Source organism: Photobacterium sp. ABD4_091 (assembly GCF_056160145.1).
The window spans coordinates 209377-228012 of record NZ_JBSWWQ010000001.1; the positions used below are offsets into that span (position 1 = coordinate 209377).

Here is an 18636-nt window from a genome sequence, read left to right on the forward strand (position 1 = left end):
AGCTGTGTCTGTAAGGATGTTGGATTCAATATTTCCCTATTTTGTAACTCACTGCGTTCAGACAGGACAAAACAGGTAAATATCGACTCTCAACAGTCCCTCACTTCGATTGATAGGACAACCGATTTAAGAATCTTATCCAAGAAGGGAGCAGTAGCTGCTCCCTTCTGATATTACCCAATAAATTAGGCAGTTAACTTTAACCACCTATTTTCGGGTTTTGATTACAAATCGTCGGAATTTGAGACAACACTTGGCCACCTCTAATTCACGAAAAAAAAGGTTCTGAGCGCCGGTGTTTCTCTTCAGGGCTAGGAGGAAGCACGGAGTTTATAAACATAAATGAGTACTTCCGACACCGCCATGGAGAGAAACAACCAGCTCAGGGCCTTATTTCAGGATTTTGATGTCAGGTTGGCCGACTTCCAGCTCCTGAACATGCCAATCTAGACCGATTTCAGGCATGGTTTCTAGGAACGGATCTGGGTCTAGCTGCTCCATATTGAACACGCCTTTGTCTGCCCACTTGCCGCGGAAGAACTGCAGTGCAGCTGTGATCGCTGGTACACCGGTGGTGTAAGAGATCGCCTGGTGCTCAACGTCTTCGTAAGCAACTTCGTGGTCGGCATTGTTGTAGATGAATACGCTGCGCTCTTTGCCGTCTTTCTTACCTTGTACCCAAGTACCGATGCACGTTAGGCCTGTGTAGCCAGGTGCTAGTGACGTTGGGTCTGGTAGAAGTGCTTTAAGAACGTGTAGCGGCTGAACTACAGTGCCGTCGTGCAGTGTTAGCGGATCTGGGCTTAGTAGGCCAATGTCACGCATGCAGTTGAAGTAATTCAAGTACTTGTCACCGAAGCCCATCCAGAACTCAATACGCTTAGCTGGGATGAATTCTTTCATTGAACGAACTTCATCGTGCGCCATTGAGTAAACTTTGTGAGTGCCGCAGTTCGGGAAGTCGAATTCAAGCATACGTGAGTGACACGGTACTTGTTTCCACTCTTCGTTTTCCCAGTAGAAAGAATCACCCTGGATTTCCAGCATGTTTGTTTCTGGGTCAAAGTTGGTTGCGAACTTCTTGCCGTGGTCACCGGCGTTAACGTCCATCACGTCAATGGTGTCGATTTCATCGAACAGGTGCTTCACAGCGTATGCTGCAAACACAGAAACTACACCTGGATCGAAGCCAGCACCTAGGATACCTGTGATGCCCGCTTCAGCGAATTTCTCGCGGTAGCCCCACTGCCAGTCGTACGCTTGTGGTACTTGCTGGCCTTCAGAACATAGGTCTACGGCTACAGAAGTATCTAGGTAAGAGACCTTCGCTTGGTAACAAGCTTCCATGATGGTCATGTTTACCCATGGAGGACCAGCGTTGATCACAAGATCAGGCTGAACTTCTTTGATCAGTGCTACTAGCGCATCAACGTCGTCGGCATTTACCGCACGTGCTTCTAGTTTCTTGGATGGGTCTTTCAAGTTGTTCTTTTTCTTGATTGACTCAATGATTTTTTCACACTTACCGATTGTGCGAGATGCAATCGTGATATCACCAAGAACTTCGTTATTCTGAGCTGCTTTATGTGCAACTACCCAGCCAACACCACCAGCACCAATCTGTAGAATTGCCATTTCTATTTATTCCATCTAATTAATGAGTGTTCCGGCACAGCGATTTCACGTGCTGTGCCGTACCTGTTTATTAACCTAGTTTGCGCTCAGCTTGAGCAGCAACCTGGTTGATTTCTGTTAGTAATGATTCAAAGTCAGACAGAGTCAGACATGGGTTCAAAATCGTGAACTTGAGGGCCACTTTGCCATCTACCACGGTTTCACCCAGTACTGCCTTGCCTTCAACAAGTGCATCAATGCGTAGTTGTTTATTAATTCCATCTAGTGCCGACTCTTCGTTGTTGCCGATGTAACGGAACAACACAGTAGATAGAGCCGGATCCGCCAGCAGTTCAAACTCTGCCGACTGGTTAATCATGTCTGCGACCTGTTGGGTCTGGTTCAGAAGGTGGTCGTACATCGCACCTAGTGACTGAGGGCCAACACACTGCATCGTCATCAACACTTTCAAAGCATCGAAGCGTTTGGTGGTCGCGATGGACTTGTCGACCAAGTTTGGCAACAAATCATCTTCACGGTTCAGGTAATCTGCATGGTGAAGCAGGTACTTGAAGTTCTCTTTGTCTTTGATCAGCACTGCCCCACAGCTGATTGGCTGGTAGAACAGTTTGTGGAAGTCGACACTCACAGAGTCGGCCTTCTCGATACCGTGCAGACGAGTCTTGTGGCGGCTCAAAATCAAGGCACCACCGTACGCGCCATCAACATGCAGCCACAGGTTGTGCTGCTGGGCAACATCGGCCATACCGGTCAGATCGTCGATTGCACCGTGGTCAGTCGTACCTGCCGTACCCACCATCGCAAACGGCAGCAAACCGTCGTTCTTCAGGGTTTCAATGGTATTAACCAAAGACGCTAGCTTGATGGTACCGTCTGGGTTGGTGTCCACTGTCACTACGGCATTTTCGCCCAGCCCCATCAGAGACGCTGATTTCTGAACCGTGAAGTGAGATTTCTTCGAGCACAGAATGCGCATTTTGCCTGCGTAATCTGGTAGGCCTTGCTTCTGAATATTGTGGCCAGAAATTGTATCTGCCGCCCAATCACGCGCCAGCAGCAAGCCCATTAGGTTGGATTGGGTTCCGCCACTGGTAAACACGCCGTCTGCTTGAGCACCTAGCTGGTACAGCTCACACAGCCAGTCCACCACTTTCTGCTCAACAAATGTTGCCGCACTTGCCTGATCCCAAGAGTCCATCGACTGGTTCAGGGCTGCAATGAAAGCTTCCGCTGCTACTGCCGGCAGCAATGGCGGCGTGTGCAGGTGAGCAATACAGTGCGGGTGTTGTACCATGATTGAGTTCTTGGCAATCAGCTCGCCAGTTTGCTCAATCACCAAGTCCAAAGGCATTTGCTGGTTATCAAGATCAATGTTGTTGATCATGGTTTTCAGCTGCTGAGGATCCATGCCCGAGTAGGGTGTTTCGGTATTTTCGAACACCTTCTTGAGCACTTGCGTGGTCTGGTTCAGTGCCGCCTCAAAGGTATCCGCACCGCCTTTGCCTGTGTGGATGAAGTGGTTGCGCCAATCTGCAGCTTCAGCAATTACTGGCTCTTTCACCTTGGCAGGACCCGCTGTGGCAATAATGGCCTTACTCAGTGCATCAATGGCAAAATCAAGCTGCTCGTAAGAGATAATCAACGGCGGTAGGAAACGCAGAACAGAGCCCTGGCGACCACCTTTTTCAATGATCAGGCCGCGCTCAAGTGCTGCACGCTGGATAGCAATAGTCAGCTCAGGATCCGCTTCCGGCTCGCCGAACTTGTTCTTAGAACCATCAGGCTTGCAAATTTCGATACCCAGCATCAAACCTTTACCGCGTACTTCGGCGATACAGTCGGTGTACTGAGCAATACGCTCCAAGCCTTCGCGTAGGTATTGGCCTGCTTTGTGCGCGTGTTCAACTAAGTTGTCACGGCGGATAATTTCAAGCGCTTTCGCACCGGTAGCCATCGCTAGCTGGTTTCCGCGGAAGGTGCCCGTGTGTTCACCCGGCTTCCAAGTATCAATCGACTTATCAAAGATAAGCACCGACATTGGCAAACCGCCACCGACAGCTTTAGACAAACACAGGATATCAGGCGTAATACCTGACTCTTCGAAGGCAAAGTTAGAGCCGGTCTTACCGATACCACACTGGATCTCATCAAAGATCAGTAGGATGCCGTGCTCTTGAGTAATACGGCGTAGCTCGCGTAGCCAGAATGCCGGAGCTGGAATCACACCGCCCTCGCCCTGTACTGGCTCAACAATGATAGCCGCAGGCTTTTGCACACCGCTTTCATCGTCATTGAGCATGCGCTCGATATAGCGAAGCGTCTGCTTGGCACCTTCATCACCGTGGATGCCAAACGGGCAGCGTAGGCTGTATGGGAAAGGTAGGAAATGAACATCAGCCATCAGGCCTTGGCGACGCGCTTTGGTACCTAGGTTACCCATCATCGCCATCGTGCCGTTGGTCATACCGTGATAAGCACCGTGGAAAGCCGCCATGGTATTACGGCCTGTGGTTTGCTTCGCCAGCTTGATCGCCGCTTCTACGGCATCGGCGCCCGATGGGCCACAAAACTGGATACGAGCATTTTTGGCAAACTCATCAGGCAAGAAATTCATCAACTCTTTGATGAACTTGTCTTTTACTGGAGTCGTGATATCCAATGTCTGGTATGGCAGGCCAGCTTGCAACTGATCAACAATTGCCTGGTTAATTTCAGGGTGGTTGTAACCCATTGCCAATGTACCAGCACCCGCTAGGCAATCTAGGAACAGTTGGCCACGGCTGTCTTCGACTAGCGCACCTGAAGCCTTGGCAATAGCCAGAGGCAAACGACGTGGATACGATCGCACTTCGGATTCATAATGCTCTTGACTAAGCAGCAACTCGTCAGGTGTTAGGTCATAAACACCATTGACAACAGGTACATTCGACGCGAGTTTTAGCTCGTCAAGGTCAAACACATTACTCATGTTCTTTTCCATTTGAAACACTGCGCCCCTTGCCCTTTCTCCATTAATAACAATGTCAAAAGTGATTTTTGTTCAGCACTACAAACACCCCGTGAATAACGGGAGTGCATTTAGCGAGAACTGGAGAAGGTATCAAGGCCCGGCACAGCTGCATCTTGCCATCTAGCATAGATGCATTGACTATAAACAACCGATTGCTTGCGCGCTCGGCGTGACCGAAAACTCACTGATCAGCCAGACAAACGTTTGCCTAGACGCCACTCGTCAAAACGACAGAAAGCGATCAGAAAGTTATAAACCAGTGAATGTGATCAGGAAGATCAAGGCTCAGTAATAATACTGCAGTTGGGTAAGACAAAGCTGATTAGAGTTTTTAGCGTAATAGTATTCACAGTTGGGTTCCTTCAATATGCGCCTGCGTTATTCCTACAGGTCTGCATTATCAATGCCCTTCTACTAACCCGAGTCAGGTTAGTACCTACGGCGTACCAAGGGGAAATCAGCCCGAATACCGCTTGATACAGTGTGCCTCAGAAACATCCGTCTGAGATTGCGCAGAAAAGTAACACACCAGATATGTGTATGCCAGAAATATTTAATTGAATTATGTGTCAAAATCTAACTTCACGATCGTTGACCAATAAATTCACAACAGCAGAACAATGCACCCAACATTTCACATAAAACCAGCATAACATGAAGAACATCACCAAAATAACCAGTTTCATATGCTACTGTCTTGGCGGAATATTGCTGTTACTAAGGATTACCTATGAGGCACATTGTTCTGTTTTCCCCTCCCTCAGGAACCCAACCCTGAGTTCAAGCTGCTGCTAACGGTCTGTTCAGCACTTACTTTTCTATTCTTAAACATCACCAACTCCTCTCTATTCCCGATCCCGGCCCGTGCTGATTGCTCGTTTAGTTCTCCAATCCAGTTGCAAATAACAAGGAATGATTATGGAAATCTTAATGGGTGTCGCCGCCCTGCTCGGCGCACTGTGCCTTTTTTCGTTGTTTAGCTTCAAGGCGCCCAACGGCAGCGCTGCAATGAGCGGGCTAGCCGATGCGGCAATTGCCACTTTCTTGGTGGAAGCCATCCATAAATATGTCATGGGTAACCTACTCGGTATTAGCTACCTGGCCGATTTCGGGAATATGGTCGGTGGGATGGGCGGCATAGCCGCAGCCACACTGGTTATGCTGAGAATGGGCGTCCAGCCGGTGTATGCCATCGTAACCGGCCTAGCCATGGCCAACCTCGGTATCTTGGAAGGTTTTATCGTCGGCTACCTGTTCTCCTTTGCAGCTCCGCTGTTCAAGAGGTACCTGCCAGAAGGGGTAGATGTCATACTGGGGGTGCTTACCCTTGCTCCTCTAGCTAGGTTGGTCGGAATATTCATTAGCCCAGGGCTGGAAGTATTAATGGGTACCTTAGCCAGTATGATCACCGAGGCCACGTTGCTCTCGCCTATCGCCATGGGCTTCTTGCTCGGCGGCCTGATCAAAATGGTATGCACTTCACCGTTAAGTTCGATGGCATTGACCGCTATGCTGGGCTTAACTGGCTTGCCAATGGGTATAGCGGCGATTGCCTGTGTCGGTGGCTCATTTACCAATGGTTATATATTCCACTCACTCAAACTCGGCAAATCCAGCAACACCATCAGTGTAATGCTTGAACCACTGACCCAAGCCCACATAGTGACAAGAAACCCTGTCCCAATATTTATGTCTAATTTTATCGGTGGCGCATTGGCTGGTGTCATTGCCGCCTACTTCGGCATCATCAATGATGCCCCTGGTAGTGCCGCGCCAATACCGGGCTTACTTGCCTCTATTGCCTTCAATGAGCCGCATACCCTGCTAATGGCAACTATTGCCGCTGCCATTGCCGGGTTGGCAGGGGGCATAATTGGTAACCGTATCTACAATAAGCTACTGGCTGAGCGTGTCCCACTACAGCACTTTGCAAACGGCTGATATGAACAAACCCGTTAGCCAAACACCAAAATGGGTGTTGGCTAACGGGCCTATTTCTTAATTAATAGCGGAACTTTGAATTAACAGTGGAACGTGTAATTAGGCCGCTACGCTGTGCTGGCCTAATGTGCGCAGATCATCCATAGTTTCGGCGTAGCTTTTCTCTTTGCCGAACAGGCCTGCAGTACCCAGGACAAAGTATTCAACCTTGTCTTGCAGCTTTTCAATCACTTCAGGGCTAATTGCGCCATCAATAGCAATTTGAGTATTCACACCCTGCTCTTCAATCATCGAAATAATACGTTCGATACGGCTATAGGCGTTTGGAATGAATGCCTGGCCAGCAAACCCTGGGTTCACAGACATCACCAGCACCACGTCAGTCACATCCAGCACATCTTCAATCGTACTCAGTGGCGTGCCAGGGTTAATCGCCAAACCCGACTGGATACCTTTGGCCTGGATATTCCCCAGTGTACGGTGTAAATGCGGTGGCGCCTCAGCATGAACATACATCAGCTTAGGACCTAGCGAAGCAAACAGGTCGATAAACTGATCCGGGTTTGAAAGCATCAGGTGAACATCATAATCGATGTCACTCAACTCGCGGATCGCTTTGATATCTTCAGGGCCCAGCGCAAAGTTCGGGACAAAGTGGCCATCCATTACGTCGATATGCAGCATATCAACATTGGCTTTTTCTAACTCTTTTAGCTCTTGGGCCAACTTAGAAAAATCCACACACATCATCGAAGGACAAAACTTAGCCATGGTACTTCTCCTCAATCGCAGCGATTTGGTTAATGCGGTTCTGGTGGCGCCCACCTTCAAATTCAGCATTCAGCCAGTTATCAATGATCATCTTCGCCAGTTCAATACCAATTACACGTGAACCAAACGCCAAGATATTCGTATTGTTATGCTCTTTAGAGAGCTGGGCTGTATAAGGGTCGCTACAAACCACCGCACGAATACCCGGTACTTTGTTCGCCGACAGTGAAATGCCAACACCCGTACCACAAATCAAAATACCCAGGTCAGCCTGCTTACCCACCACGGCTTCAGCCACTGCCAAACCATATTGCGGGTAATCAGTTCGTTCAGTTGTAAAAGCACCAAAGTCTTCAACTTCAATGCCTTTGCTTTCTAAGTGGCTGATTACTAGATCTTTATGTTCAATGCCTACGTGGTCACAACCGATAGCGATTTTCATTTTTGCTCTCACTGATAACTAAACCTGGCTATAGTTTACAAAACAATTTACCACTGTAAACACTTTAAATTTCATTCAATACCATTCCAAACACCAAGGCACTGAATTTTAAAATATAAAAAAGTTCACAAAAAAACTCACAAAAATAAAAAATTCACGAAATTGTTTTTCTCTGTGACTTAGATCGATGTTAAAGCGACTTTTGGCTGATAATTTAATAGGGAGTTAACCAATGACTGTGAAGGGTAGACAAGATGTCATATTCAATGATTGCCGAAGAGATTGTCGGCTCCCTCGGCGGAGCAGACAATATTGTTTCCGTAGCGCACTGCGCCACACGCTTACGCGTTATGGTGGCAGATGAAAACAAGATTGATAAAAAGCGCATTGAAGATACGGAGAAAGTAAAAGGCGCGTTTTTTAATAGTGGCCAATACCAAATTATCTTTGGTACAGGTACCGTCAACCGCGTATTTGAAGCCATTGAAGGTTTGAAATTAACAGTAGCGAACAAAGACCAACAACGAAAAGCTGCTGAAAAACAAGGCACTGCTTTCCAACGTGCTATCCGCACCTTTGGCGATGTATTCGTTCCAATTATTCCAGCACTGGTGGCGACAGGCTTGTTTATGGGTTTGCGCGGCTTGCTGATGCAAGAAGAAATTTTGGGACTATTTGGCCTGACGCCAGAAACTATCCCGCAAAACTTCGTGCTATATACCCAAATCCTAACGGATACTGCGTTTATCTTCCTGCCAGCGCTTATTGCTTGGTCAGCAGCGAGGGTATTCGGGGGGACGCCACTGATTGGCTTGGTACTGGGTATGATGCTGGTCTCCCCTGCACTGCCAAATGCCTGGTTGGTTGCCTCCGGTGAACTGGATCCACTCATGTTCTTCGGTTTTATCCCGGTACTCGGCTACCAAGGCTCGGTCATCCCTGCTTTCATTGCCGGTATGATAGGGGCGAAGCTCGAACGCCGGATCCGCAACATCGTGCCGGAAGCACTGGACTTGGTGGTCACGCCTTTCCTTACCCTGCTGATTATGATCACCGCATCGCTGTTTGTCATCGGTCCAATCTTCCATTGGCTGGAGCTGGTTATCCTGTCAGCAACACAGTTCATGCTCGACCTGCCGTTCGGTCTAAGCGGGATCTTGATTGGTGGCTTCCAGCAGATTGTTGTGATGACAGGTGTTCACCACATCTTCAACCTGCTTGAAATCCAATTGCTGACTAACACCGGTGCTAATGAGTTCAACGCAATCATTACTGCAGCGATTGCCGCGCAAGGTGCTGCATGTTTGGCAGTCGGCCTGAAAACCAAAGATAAAAAGCTCAAGGCGCTGGCTATGCCATCTTCGCTATCAGCGTTCTTGGGTATTACTGAACCTGCGCTATACGGTGTCAACCTTCGCTTCTTCAAACCATTCATCATGGGTTTGATCGGCGGTGCCGTAGGTGGATTCTTCGCTGTCATGTTTGGCCTCAAGGCGACCGGTATGGCCATCACGGTTATCCCTGGTGCCCTGTTGTACCTCAATGGCCAGATGCTTGGTTACCTAGCCGTCAATGCTATCGCCATCGCAACCGCATTCACCTTAACTTGGATGTTCGGTTACTCAGACAAGATGCTTGATAAATAAAATAATTAGAAGCCCCCTGACTGGGGGCTTTGGAGATCCAATGAAGACAGCTACTGCAGATCAACAATACATCAATGACGTACTCGCCATAGCCATGAACATGCCATCACAGTCAAACAATGATCCGTTCCGCCCGGCTTGGCACTTCGCTCCACAGTTTGGCTTACTCAACGATCCTAATGGACTGGCTCATTTCAACGGCGAATTCCATCTTTTCTACCAGTGGAATCCAAAAGCCTGCCAGCACGGAGCCAAAGCTTGGGGGCATGCAACCAGTAAAGACCTAGTCAGCTGGTCACATCAACCGCTTGCCCTCGCGCCAACAGAGCACTACGAAACCCATGGCTGTTATTCCGGTTCTGGCTTGGTAGTCGACGGCAAGCTAGAGCTTTTCTACACCGGCAATGTCAAATTTGACCAAGGCGGAAGAACCGCTTACCAATGCCGGGCAACCCTCGAAGCAGGCAAACAAGTCGAGAAGCAAGGTATTGTGTTATCTCTTCCAGAAGGCTACAGCGGCCATGTCCGTGATCCGAAAGTCTGGCAATACCAAGATGCGTTTTACATGGTTCTCGGTGCCGAAGATCTCAACTACCGCGGCAAGGTGTTGGCATATCGCTCAGACGATCTCAACAACTGGGAAATGATCGGCGAGATCTTTGGCGATGGCGTCGGCAACCAGCAATCCGATGACTTCATGCTCGAGTGCCCCGACCTGCTCCCGCTTGCTGACAAGCATGTACTGATCACTTGCCCGAAAAACTGGATTGAAAAGGGTGGCAAAAAAGTCGAAACCTTTGATGTAACCTACCATATCGGTGACTTCGATCACCAGGCTGCAACCTTCGAGCACAGCAAAGGTGTCTTGATGGATCATGGTTTCGATTTCTATGCCCCGCAGACCTTCGAGGATGAGTCTGGCCGTCGCATTTTGTTTGGCTGGATGGGTAAGCCTGACGAATTCGAGTCTTACCAACCGACTATCGAACTGGGTTGGATCCACCAGATGACCTGCGCCCGCGAACTGACTATCCGTGACAATACCTTGGTGCAGACGCCGGTAAAAGAACTGGAAAGCCTCCGTCAAGATCAGCAAGATTTCACCGGGCTCAACCAGCAGTTCTCCGGTTTATCTGCCGAGCTGGTTCTCGAAAACTTAGAGTACGCAGACATCAAACTGGAAATCGCCAACGATCTCTACATTGAATCCAACCAAAGCGGGCTTGTCACTTGGCGTAAAAACCTCAAGACCGCAGAATGGGAATCTTTCGCATGGCAGGGAGCCGTCAGTTCACTTCGCCTGCTCCGTGATCATTCTTCGATTGAGGTCTTTATCAATGGCGGCATTGCTGTTTCAACGTCCCGATTCTTCGGCCTCGGGCTAGGTGAAGAGAAAAATGTTGGCTTTGCGCTTACTAGCAATAAAGAGATAACAGCCACGCATTGGCAATTATCGGCCTAATCCAAAGGGGGCTGCGCCCAGTAGCCTCCATGACTAATCGAGGGTCCCTATGTATAATGATGCGATTGCTTCAAAAGGAATGATACTGTCCGTGGATCTTAACCAAGTAATTCCAAATATTCGCATGCGCCTTCCCTCGCTCACTCGTACCGAGCAGTCGATCGCGGAAAACTTTTTAAAGCCGCACTTTTTACAAAAGTCGACATCTATCAAAGAAGTTGCCGAGCGCCTGGGAGTGTCTACTGCCTTAATCGTGAAAGTATCGAAAAAGCTTGGCTTCAGTGGCTTCAAGCAATTAAAAGATGCCCTCAATGCCCAGCACCAATCTGATAGTTTCCTAGCAAGTGAACAGCTGGAGCCAGATGATTCCTGCGAGCAAATCATCACCAAGGTACTGCAGAACTCTATCAATGCCCTGACTGAAATCCTTAATTTCGTCGATGCCAAGATGGTCAGCGCGGCAGCAGATGCCATCGTCAATGCCAGGAATATCGAACTCTATGCCGCTGGCGGCTCGACTATTATCTGTGAGGACTTCCAGCACAAGTTGCTGCGGTTTGGTATGCGTGCTTCAGTGCCACGCGATAGGCACCTAATGCTCATGTCGGCCAGCGTACTAAGCAGTGACGATGTGGTGTTGGTTGTCTCACATTCAGGTCAAACCGTTGATCTGATGGATGCCGTCCGCTTGGCCAAACAGTCTGGTGCCAAAATCATATCCATCACCAATAACTACCATGCAGAGCTTTCCCAGCTATCAGATTACCCGTTATATGCCCCAGCCTCACCAGAGCCTCTACTTGGCAAAAACGGTACTGCACGTTTAGTCAAACTAGCCATGATTGATAGCCTATACGCCACTATCGCAGGCAAGATCCCAGAACTGGTTGACGAGAACCTCGAGAAAACGACCAAGGCTGTAGCTCTGCTCCACCGATAATCATCATTTCAGTATTTGCCCTCAAACCCCACAAAAAGTGGGGTTTTCTTTGCCTTTTATACAACGTTTAATTTTATGTGCAGTAACTTTCACTCGATGTGGATAATTAATGACATTGAGATAAAACCGTAGCAAAATTTATCTTTCACTGTGAATTTGTATTGATTTCAATATACAAATCAGCATGTACAAATATAATAAAACTTACAATTATAAATACTATATTTCTATAATGCGGAATCCATTTTAATAGTCAGCAGCCGCACTCAGCAGGGACCACTACAATGCTAACTTATGATTACTATTGTGAAGTAATCGCATTCAATATCAAACAGCGACGGGAGATAAAAGGATTTACTCAGTCAGAAATAGCCCAATGTATTGGAGTATCAAGGAAAACCATTCTTGATATCGAATCGAACAAGACCTCTTTGAAGGTAAAAACACTACTGAAGCTCGCAGATTGTCTTAACTGTAATATTAATGATCTTTTACATGAACCAAGCCAACCTCTTCGTCCAGGTGACAATATAGTAAGTATGCTCTCAGAAGGCGGGATCGCACTCATTGACACCAAGAAAGAGGCGTAGGAAACAGGAAATAAGCAGCCAGGATGAAGTACTAGGCTCTTGCCTATCACTTATCTTGGCTATCACTGAGTTTACTATTTGGTGTTATTGACAACCATCAAGCCATTGTTTTCAAAAATTTCAATAATACGATTTCCCATCATCGAGTCATTATCTTTTTTTGAAATCCCTAACACGTCAGTAATTTCACACTTCAGACAATTACAAATCCGATAAAGCGTGGAGAGCTTAATATCTGATTTATTTGACTCAATATCAATATAGGTCCTTCTGGAAACATTAATACATTTGGCAACCTGGATTTGCGTTTTACCACGAAACTCACGAAGGGTTTTAATTCTGTGGGCTAGAAACTCAGGCTCATAGTTATTAAGTTGCATCTATCCTTACCGATTTTTCTCAATACTTCCAAGCTCTCCGCTTAAAAGCAAGCAATTGGCACCGCTTGGCGCTGAATGAATTAAGAGCACAAAATTTCTCAATCAGGAGGAATTATACTTTCATTCAAAATGCATGTAAATTATTCAACTAATATCACACAAGCTAATGTAAGCAAAGCTTGGTTTCCCCTGTGAAGTTGGACAACAACCCAATTAGAAGCACAACAACACTTTTTCTTATCAACATCTTTTTACATATCATTTTTATTGATACACGCTCTTTTTGTGGCATAATAGGCTCATCTTGGTGAATTAAGCCTTACTAAGAGTTCTACATTCTTTTACCGTCGTACCCTTTTTGTACGACGGTCTTTTCTTTCTAGTTTCATCACCTGGCACTCTCCCTCCCCTAGTTTTTTGTTCATCTCTAATGTGTTAATTGTTTGCAGCCGAAGAGAGACAATTGCAGGTGCTACGATACGTATAGGTAAACAGAACCAACCATAACGCAATGAGTCAACGCGCTAACGGCAAGTTAGATAGGTAATCCAGAAGTGGATGAATAAAAGTAAGGCAGTTGCTGCCAATGAGGATATACAAAAAAGCCCACAAGCTAAGCTTGTGGGCTCTAATGAGATGGTGCCCCGGGCCGGACTTGAACCGGCACAACGCGAACGTCGAGGGATTTTAAATCCCTTGTGTCTACCAATTCCACCACCAGGGCACGCAATTCTTTGCGATGCCGTTTAGTACAGTAAACACCATCTTTTAATTTGGAGCGACACACGAGGTTCGAACTCGTGACCTCAACCTTGGCAAGGTTGCGCTCTACCAACTGAGCTAGTGTCGCAAATGGAGGCGCGTCCCGGAGTCGAACCGAGGTCCACGGATTTGCAATCCGCTGCATAGCCACTCTGCCAACGCGCCTCAACGTTAATCGCACTTGATTAACCAACCGCCTCTGGTAAGTTCCGTTGCGGTATGTGGTGCATTCTACGCAATACTGCGGTTGAGTCAACAGTAAAATTCACCATTTTTAGTCAAGTGGTGGATTTACAGTCAATAAGCGCTATTTTATCCTTTTTTTATCCTTAACCCACCGTAGGGTGCTCAAATTTAAAGCAAAAAACCAAAATCCCACAAAGTGATTTTGATCACTCTTATCCTATTCAGAGTTCATTTTGATAGGTAAACAGTACCGTTTATGAGAAAAAGTGCGGAAACCACCTAAACTTACTGTTTTTTCAACAACGACTAGGTATTGATGTTTTCAAGTATAAAAAAAGCGGCTTAATCGCCGCTTCTTTTACATTTAATCAATACACTGCTCTTAGAGGTGCTCAGAGTTCAACAAGTCATGCTTGGCCGCTTTGAGATAAATATACATTGACCAGTATGTCAGGATCATCGCCACATACAGTGCAATGTAGCCAATCCAAACCAGCCAGTCGTGCGGGTGCCATAGCAATAGTAGCAACGCAACCATCTGTGCGCCTGTTTTCACCTTACCAACCCATGATACGGCGACACTTGAGCGTTTACCCAGCTCAGCCATCCATTCACGCAAAGCAGAGATAATGATCTCACGGCCGATCATGGTAATCGCCGGAATGGTTACCCATACCGAGTTGTAGTGCTCGACCACCAACACCATTGCAGCAGCAACCATCACCTTATCGGCAACTGGGTCGATAAAGGCCCCGAAACGGGTTGTCTGGTTGAGCTTGCGAGCCAGGTAACCATCAAACCAGTCGGTTATGCCGGCAATCAAAAAAATCAAAGCTGTTGCAAATGGGGACCAGCTATACGGTAGGTAAAAGGTGATCACAAAAAATGGAATCAAAGTTAGCCGTATGAAGCTTAGGATGTTCGGAATTGTTAAACGCATAATTGTTCGTTCTTATTGTGTAGATGTACCGCGCTGCCCTAATGATTCAGCGCGTCATAAATTTTTTCTGCCATCGCACGACTAATGCCCGGCACCTTAGCGATTTCTTCTCTGCTAGCTTTCTTCAGTTCCTGTAGGCCACCCATATACTTGAGCAATGCCTGGCGGCGTTTCGGGCCAATACCCTCAATGTCTTCCAAGGCACTACGTTTTCTTACTTTTGCACGCTGGGCACGGTGACCACTGATTGCATGATTGTGACTCTCATCCCTGATATGTTGAATTAAATGCAACGCTGGGGAATCGGCAGGCATCGAAAATTCTTCGCCCGTAGTCAGCAACAAAGTTTCCAGCCCAGGTTTACGAGTGGTCCCTTTGGCAACACCCACCAGGATCGAGCGCTTAGGCCACTCAGCCATCAATGGGTTAACTACATCATACGCTCTTGACAGCTGACCTCTACCCCCATCGATAAAAATAATATCAGGAATTCTATCCGGATCGACTTGTGAACCATACCTACGCTCCAAAGCTTGTGCCATGGCTGCATAATCATCGCCACCGGTAATGCCTGAAATGTTATAGCGTCGGTACTCTTGCTTCAATGGCCCATCCTGATTGAACACCACGCAAGAGGCAACTGTCTTTTCACCCATGGTATGACTGATATCAAAACATTCCATGCGCTCAAGGCGGTTTAGCTGAAGCGCCTCACGCAAAGCAGTGAAGCGTTGGTGGATTGTCATCCGGTGGCTGAGCTTACTTGTCAGTGCCGTCCTGGCGTTGGTTTGCGCCAGACGCTGGAACTTGGCCTTATTGCCGCGGGTGCTGGATTTGATCACTATTTTACGACCTGCCAGCCCTGTCAGCGTCTCGGCAATCACCGCTTGCTCATCGCCCAGTGCTTCACCCAATAGGATTTCACTCGGGATCACCCTTCCCTCTGCCTGGTTGAGGTAGAACTGGGTGACAAAGCTTGATAACACCTCTGTTATCTCAGCGTCCACGGGCATTTTAGGGAAATAGCTCCGGCTTCCGAGGATTTTCCCCTGGCGGATATAGAGAGCATGGATACATGCCATACCGTTTTCATAGGCAATACCCACAACATCCAGGTCATCGTCACTATCATGGCTAACGAACTGCTGCTCCTGAACACGCCTCAACGCCTGGATCTGGTCACGGTATGTCGCGGCTTTTTCGAATGCCAGCTGCTGGCTCGCCTGCTCCATCTTCTCGACCATTGACGTGATCACTTGCCGGTCTTTTCCCTTCAGGAACATCCGGACATAGTTAACCTGCTCTTCGTAGTCTTCATCAGTCACCAGCCCTTTGACACACGGACCAAGGCAGCGGCCGATTTGATACATCAAGCAAGGTCGGCTGCGATTGGCATACACTGAGTCTTCACACTGACGGATCGGAAAAATCTTCTGCAGTAGGTGCAGGCTTTCCCTAACGGCACCGCCATCAGGGTATGGCCCGAAATACTCTCCCTTGCGTTTCTTGGCACCACGATGCATAGATAGCCGCGGGTGTGCTGACGCACTGAGGAAAATATAAGGATAAGATTTATCGTCCCGGAGCAGGACATTGTATTTGGGTAGGTAGAGCTTGATGTAGTTGTGCTCAAGGATGAGTGCTTCCGTTTCGGTATGGGTAACGGTGACATCGACCTTGGCGATATTTTTAACCAGTGCTCTGGTTTTCTCCCCTGCCACATTGGCTCGGAAGTAACTGGCAAGGCGCTTTTTGAGATCTTTTGCCTTCCCGACATAGATAACCTCATCGGCCAGATCATACATTCGGTATACACCTGGCTGATGAGTTACTGTTTTAAGAAAACTTTTTGCGTCAAACTGTTCCGACACTACAACGTCTCTGTGTCTAACATTCCATGGCGAATAGCAAGGTGGGTTAACTCAACATCACCGTTGATGTCCAGCTTGTTAAATAGACGGTAACGGTAGCTGTTTACAGTCTTCGGACTCAGATTCAGTTGCTCTGAAATATCGGTCACTTTCTGTCCTTTGGTGATCATCATCATAATCTGAAGTTCACGCTCAGAAAGATCTTTGAAAGGGTTTTCCGAATCCGGAGCAAACTGGCTCAATGCCATCTGCTGTGCGATCTCTGGTGAAATATAACGCTGCCCGCTGTTGACCATACGAATAGCATTAATCATTTCGTCAGGGCCGGCACCTTTTGTCAGGTAGCCTGCCGCACCTGCCTGCATTACCTTGGTCGGGAATGGGTTTTCTGTATGAATAGTCAAAACAATAATTTTGACATCAGGACTAAAGCGCAAAATTTTACGTGTCGCTTCAAGGCCACCGATACCAGGCATGTTCATATCCATAAGGATGATGTCAGCATGCGAGTTGCGACACCACTTTACGGCTTCTTCACCACTGTCGGCTTCCCCTACCACTTTTATACCACGGACATCTTCAAGCAGACGTCGGATCCCTGTGCGAACCAGTTCGTGATCATCTACAAGGAATACATTAATCAAGCTGTATCTCCAATATGATTTGGCTCTGCACCCAGCCTAATTGGCGGGATTGCTGTTACTGATATTACCCAATTCTACCTTAACTTCCTACCGGAACTCATGCTGTTTCTGTGTAACAGCGCAAGTTTTCGCAGTAAGTTTAAGCTTGACAAAACAAGGATTTGTCAATTTTTACAAGCTTCAAAATAAAATCGCTTGGACAGCAGTATTTACTATATTTCAAAAAAAATAAAGTGAAATATTCAAGATATCCAATTAGTTAGATTTATCTCAAAAAGATAGCTCTAAGTTGTCATATTATTGTGATAATCAGGAAGTTAAATCAACTATCCATAAGTGGTGTCTATTGATAGCATTTTGTGCCAACGCCATGAAATAGTAACTACTAGCACTATCACCCCTGTTTACTCTGCATGCTGATCAGCCAGCATAAATTAAATTTTGCGGCAACAACCTTCCCAACACGCCACAGACACCGCCAGTACAATAGATAAGTTACATGTATAAATTATTAACCACCCACACCTAATAACAAAGGCAACACCAGAAAGAAGCCTTAAGCCCTCAGTCAACAGATAGGTACACGATTCAATACGCAACCTTCGCTAGCAACGTTCAACCCAGCAGCAAGAAAATACGAATCTGGCTAAGAGTTAGACGTCTAGATGTAGAGGTTTCCCTTCTGTTTGATGTTCATGTATTATGTCGCGTCCTTATGCCTGCCGGCATAACTGCTCTTGCTTAAATATGGATTTTTGCAGCACTAACCGACACATGATTGTGGGTTTTCTTTTGGATATGGCAAAGCAGCCCTGTGGCCGGCAATGTACATGCAAATACCCAAGAGCTTTAAAAGGTTATGTCATGAATCTCTCTGCCAAGACAGTTGTGCTCATCGCAATCGGTGCAGCCTTATATGGTATTGGTGGTCTACCTATGTTCGGTATTCCTGTCTTCGCAAATACTACTCTCAAACCCGCAATGGCTGTACTTGCCTTGTTTGGCGTACTGTTCGGCCCCCTTGTCGGCTTTCTTGTTGGATTTATCGGCCACTGGGTGACCGACCTCTTCGCAGGCTGGGGCGTGTGGGTCACTTGGGTACTCGGCTCGGGGATCGTCGGCCTCGTTATTGGCCTTTACCCCAAAATCACCAAAGAGCGCATTGAAAAAGGGCTGTTCTCCAAGCTCGACTTTTGCCTGTTTGTCACCCTTGCCTTCATCGGCAACGTGGTCGGCTATGGCTGCTCTGCCTTCCTTGATGCTGTCCTCTATGCTGAACCGTTTACCAAAGTATTGGCGCAGCTAACAATCATTGCAGCCGGAAACACCGTGCTGATCGCTATTGTCGGCCACATAATCCTTACTGCAGTCGCCAAGCGCAAGCAACAAAGCTACAACCTGATCGAGGCCGAATAA

At 47.3% G+C, this 18636-nt stretch carries 14 protein-coding genes and 3 tRNA genes; 6 read left to right on the plus strand and 11 right to left on the minus strand.

Translation table 11 applies throughout. The features are described from left to right. Positions 1–390: 390 nt before the first annotated feature. Complete coding sequence (locus tag ACXAGQ_RS00820; RefSeq protein WP_475250979.1) at positions 391–1635, minus strand: carboxynorspermidine synthase; 1245 nt, start codon at positions 1633–1635, stop codon at positions 391–393. 70 nt (positions 1636–1705) lie between these two features. Further along, on the minus strand, positions 1706–4603 hold the full coding sequence (locus ACXAGQ_RS00825) for a diaminobutyrate--2-oxoglutarate transaminase family protein (protein ID WP_475250981.1): 2898 nt from the start codon (positions 4601–4603) through the stop codon (positions 1706–1708). Positions 4604–5563: 960 nt separating this feature from the next. On the opposite strand from ACXAGQ_RS00825, the gene ACXAGQ_RS00830 reads away from it, so the two are divergent. Beyond that, positions 5564–6586: a PTS sugar transporter subunit IIC gene (locus tag ACXAGQ_RS00830; protein WP_475250983.1), complete on the plus strand. Its 1023-nt coding sequence runs from the start codon at positions 5564–5566 to the stop codon at positions 6584–6586. A 99-nt stretch (positions 6587–6685) separates the two neighbouring features. Here the strand turns inward: ACXAGQ_RS00830 and rpe are convergent, their stop codons facing one another. Both rpe and rpiB read right to left on the minus strand, forming a co-directional pair. Beyond that, entirely contained in the window at positions 6686–7357 is a 672-nt protein-coding gene (rpe, locus tag ACXAGQ_RS00835; protein ID WP_475250985.1) for a ribulose-phosphate 3-epimerase, read from the minus strand. Continuing rightward, a complete protein-coding gene (rpiB, locus tag ACXAGQ_RS00840) occupies positions 7350–7799 on the minus strand; it encodes a ribose 5-phosphate isomerase B (protein WP_107297574.1) in 450 nt (149 codons plus the stop codon). The genes rpe and rpiB overlap by 8 nt, the downstream gene beginning before the upstream one ends. Positions 7800–8053: 254 nt before the next feature. Between rpiB and ACXAGQ_RS00845 the strand changes: the two genes are divergently transcribed. From ACXAGQ_RS00845 to ACXAGQ_RS00860, 4 genes are all read left to right on the plus strand, one after another. Beyond that, positions 8054–9445 (plus strand): sucrose-specific PTS transporter subunit IIBC, encoded by a 1392-nt coding sequence (locus ACXAGQ_RS00845; protein ID WP_475250987.1) that lies wholly within the window; start codon positions 8054–8056, stop codon positions 9443–9445. A 40-nt stretch (positions 9446–9485) separates the two neighbouring features. Beyond that, positions 9486–10907 carry a glycoside hydrolase family 32 protein gene (locus tag ACXAGQ_RS00850; RefSeq protein ID WP_475250989.1) on the plus strand — a complete coding sequence of 474 codons (1422 nt, stop codon included), beginning with the start codon at positions 9486–9488 and terminating at the stop codon, positions 10905–10907. 91 nt (positions 10908–10998) lie between these two features. After that, positions 10999–11847, plus strand: coding sequence for an SIS domain-containing protein (locus ACXAGQ_RS00855; protein WP_475250991.1), 849 nt, complete (start codon positions 10999–11001; stop codon positions 11845–11847). 284 nt (positions 11848–12131) lie between these two features. Next, positions 12132–12437 (plus strand): helix-turn-helix transcriptional regulator, encoded by a 306-nt coding sequence (locus ACXAGQ_RS00860; RefSeq protein WP_475250993.1) that lies wholly within the window; start codon positions 12132–12134, stop codon positions 12435–12437. Between the two features lie 74 nt (positions 12438–12511). Here the strand turns inward: ACXAGQ_RS00860 and ACXAGQ_RS00865 are convergent, their stop codons facing one another. The 7 genes from ACXAGQ_RS00865 to uvrY all read right to left on the minus strand — a co-directional run bounded on the left by ACXAGQ_RS00865 (position 12512) and on the right by uvrY (position 17220). Further along, positions 12512–12817 carry a helix-turn-helix transcriptional regulator gene (locus ACXAGQ_RS00865; protein WP_475250995.1) on the minus strand — a complete coding sequence of 102 codons (306 nt, stop codon included), beginning with the start codon at positions 12815–12817 and terminating at the stop codon, positions 12512–12514. Between the two features lie 637 nt (positions 12818–13454). Further along, positions 13455–13541 (minus strand) — tRNA-Leu (locus tag ACXAGQ_RS00870). Between the two features lie 50 nt (positions 13542–13591). Then, positions 13592–13667, minus strand: a tRNA-Gly gene (locus tag ACXAGQ_RS00875). Between the two features lie 3 nt (positions 13668–13670). Continuing rightward, a tRNA-Cys gene (locus ACXAGQ_RS00880) sits at positions 13671–13744 on the minus strand. 403 nt (positions 13745–14147) lie between these two features. Continuing rightward, the gene (gene pgsA, locus ACXAGQ_RS00885; protein WP_475250997.1) at positions 14148–14705 is read right to left on the minus strand and encodes a CDP-diacylglycerol--glycerol-3-phosphate 3-phosphatidyltransferase; all 558 of its coding nucleotides are present in this window, start codon (positions 14703–14705) and stop codon (positions 14148–14150) included. Between the two features lie 38 nt (positions 14706–14743). After that, positions 14744–16576: an excinuclease ABC subunit UvrC gene (uvrC, locus tag ACXAGQ_RS00890; RefSeq protein WP_475250999.1), complete on the minus strand. Its 1833-nt coding sequence runs from the start codon at positions 16574–16576 to the stop codon at positions 14744–14746. After that, positions 16576–17220, minus strand: coding sequence for a UvrY/SirA/GacA family response regulator transcription factor (gene uvrY, locus ACXAGQ_RS00895; RefSeq protein ID WP_039468571.1), 645 nt, complete (start codon positions 17218–17220; stop codon positions 16576–16578). The genes uvrC and uvrY overlap by 1 nt, the downstream gene beginning before the upstream one ends. An 864-nt stretch (positions 17221–18084) precedes the next feature. On the opposite strand from uvrY, the gene ACXAGQ_RS00900 reads away from it, so the two are divergent. Next, positions 18085–18636 carry an ECF-type riboflavin transporter substrate-binding protein gene (locus ACXAGQ_RS00900; RefSeq protein ID WP_475251001.1) on the plus strand — a complete coding sequence of 184 codons (552 nt, stop codon included), beginning with the start codon at positions 18085–18087 and terminating at the stop codon, positions 18634–18636.

Bases quoted from the DNA above. Each gene is read 5' to 3' on its own strand.
- ACXAGQ_RS00860 (WP_475250993.1), top strand. From the start codon at position 12,132: ATGCTAACTTATGATTACTATTGTGAAGTAATCGCATTCAATATCAAA.
- ACXAGQ_RS00820 (WP_475250979.1), bottom strand. From the start codon at position 1,635: ATGGCAATTCTACAGATTGGTGCTGGTGGTGTTGGCTGGGTAGTTGCA.
- ACXAGQ_RS00850 (WP_475250989.1), top strand. From the start codon at position 9,486: ATGAAGACAGCTACTGCAGATCAACAATACATCAATGACGTACTCGCC.
- rpe (WP_475250985.1), bottom strand. From the start codon at position 7,357: ATGGCTAAGTTTTGTCCTTCGATGATGTGTGTGGATTTTTCTAAGTTG.
- ACXAGQ_RS00830 (WP_475250983.1), top strand. From the start codon at position 5,564: ATGGAAATCTTAATGGGTGTCGCCGCCCTGCTCGGCGCACTGTGCCTT.
- pgsA (WP_475250997.1), bottom strand. From the start codon at position 14,705: ATGCGTTTAACAATTCCGAACATCCTAAGCTTCATACGGCTAACTTTG.
- ACXAGQ_RS00865 (WP_475250995.1), bottom strand. From the start codon at position 12,817: ATGCAACTTAATAACTATGAGCCTGAGTTTCTAGCCCACAGAATTAAA.
- rpiB (WP_107297574.1), bottom strand. From the start codon at position 7,799: ATGAAAATCGCTATCGGTTGTGACCACGTAGGCATTGAACATAAAGAT.
- ACXAGQ_RS00825 (WP_475250981.1), bottom strand. From the start codon at position 4,603: ATGAGTAATGTGTTTGACCTTGACGAGCTAAAACTCGCGTCGAATGTA.
- ACXAGQ_RS00845 (WP_475250987.1), top strand. From the start codon at position 8,054: ATGTCATATTCAATGATTGCCGAAGAGATTGTCGGCTCCCTCGGCGGA.
- ACXAGQ_RS00900 (WP_475251001.1), top strand. From the start codon at position 18,085: ATGAATCTCTCTGCCAAGACAGTTGTGCTCATCGCAATCGGTGCAGCC.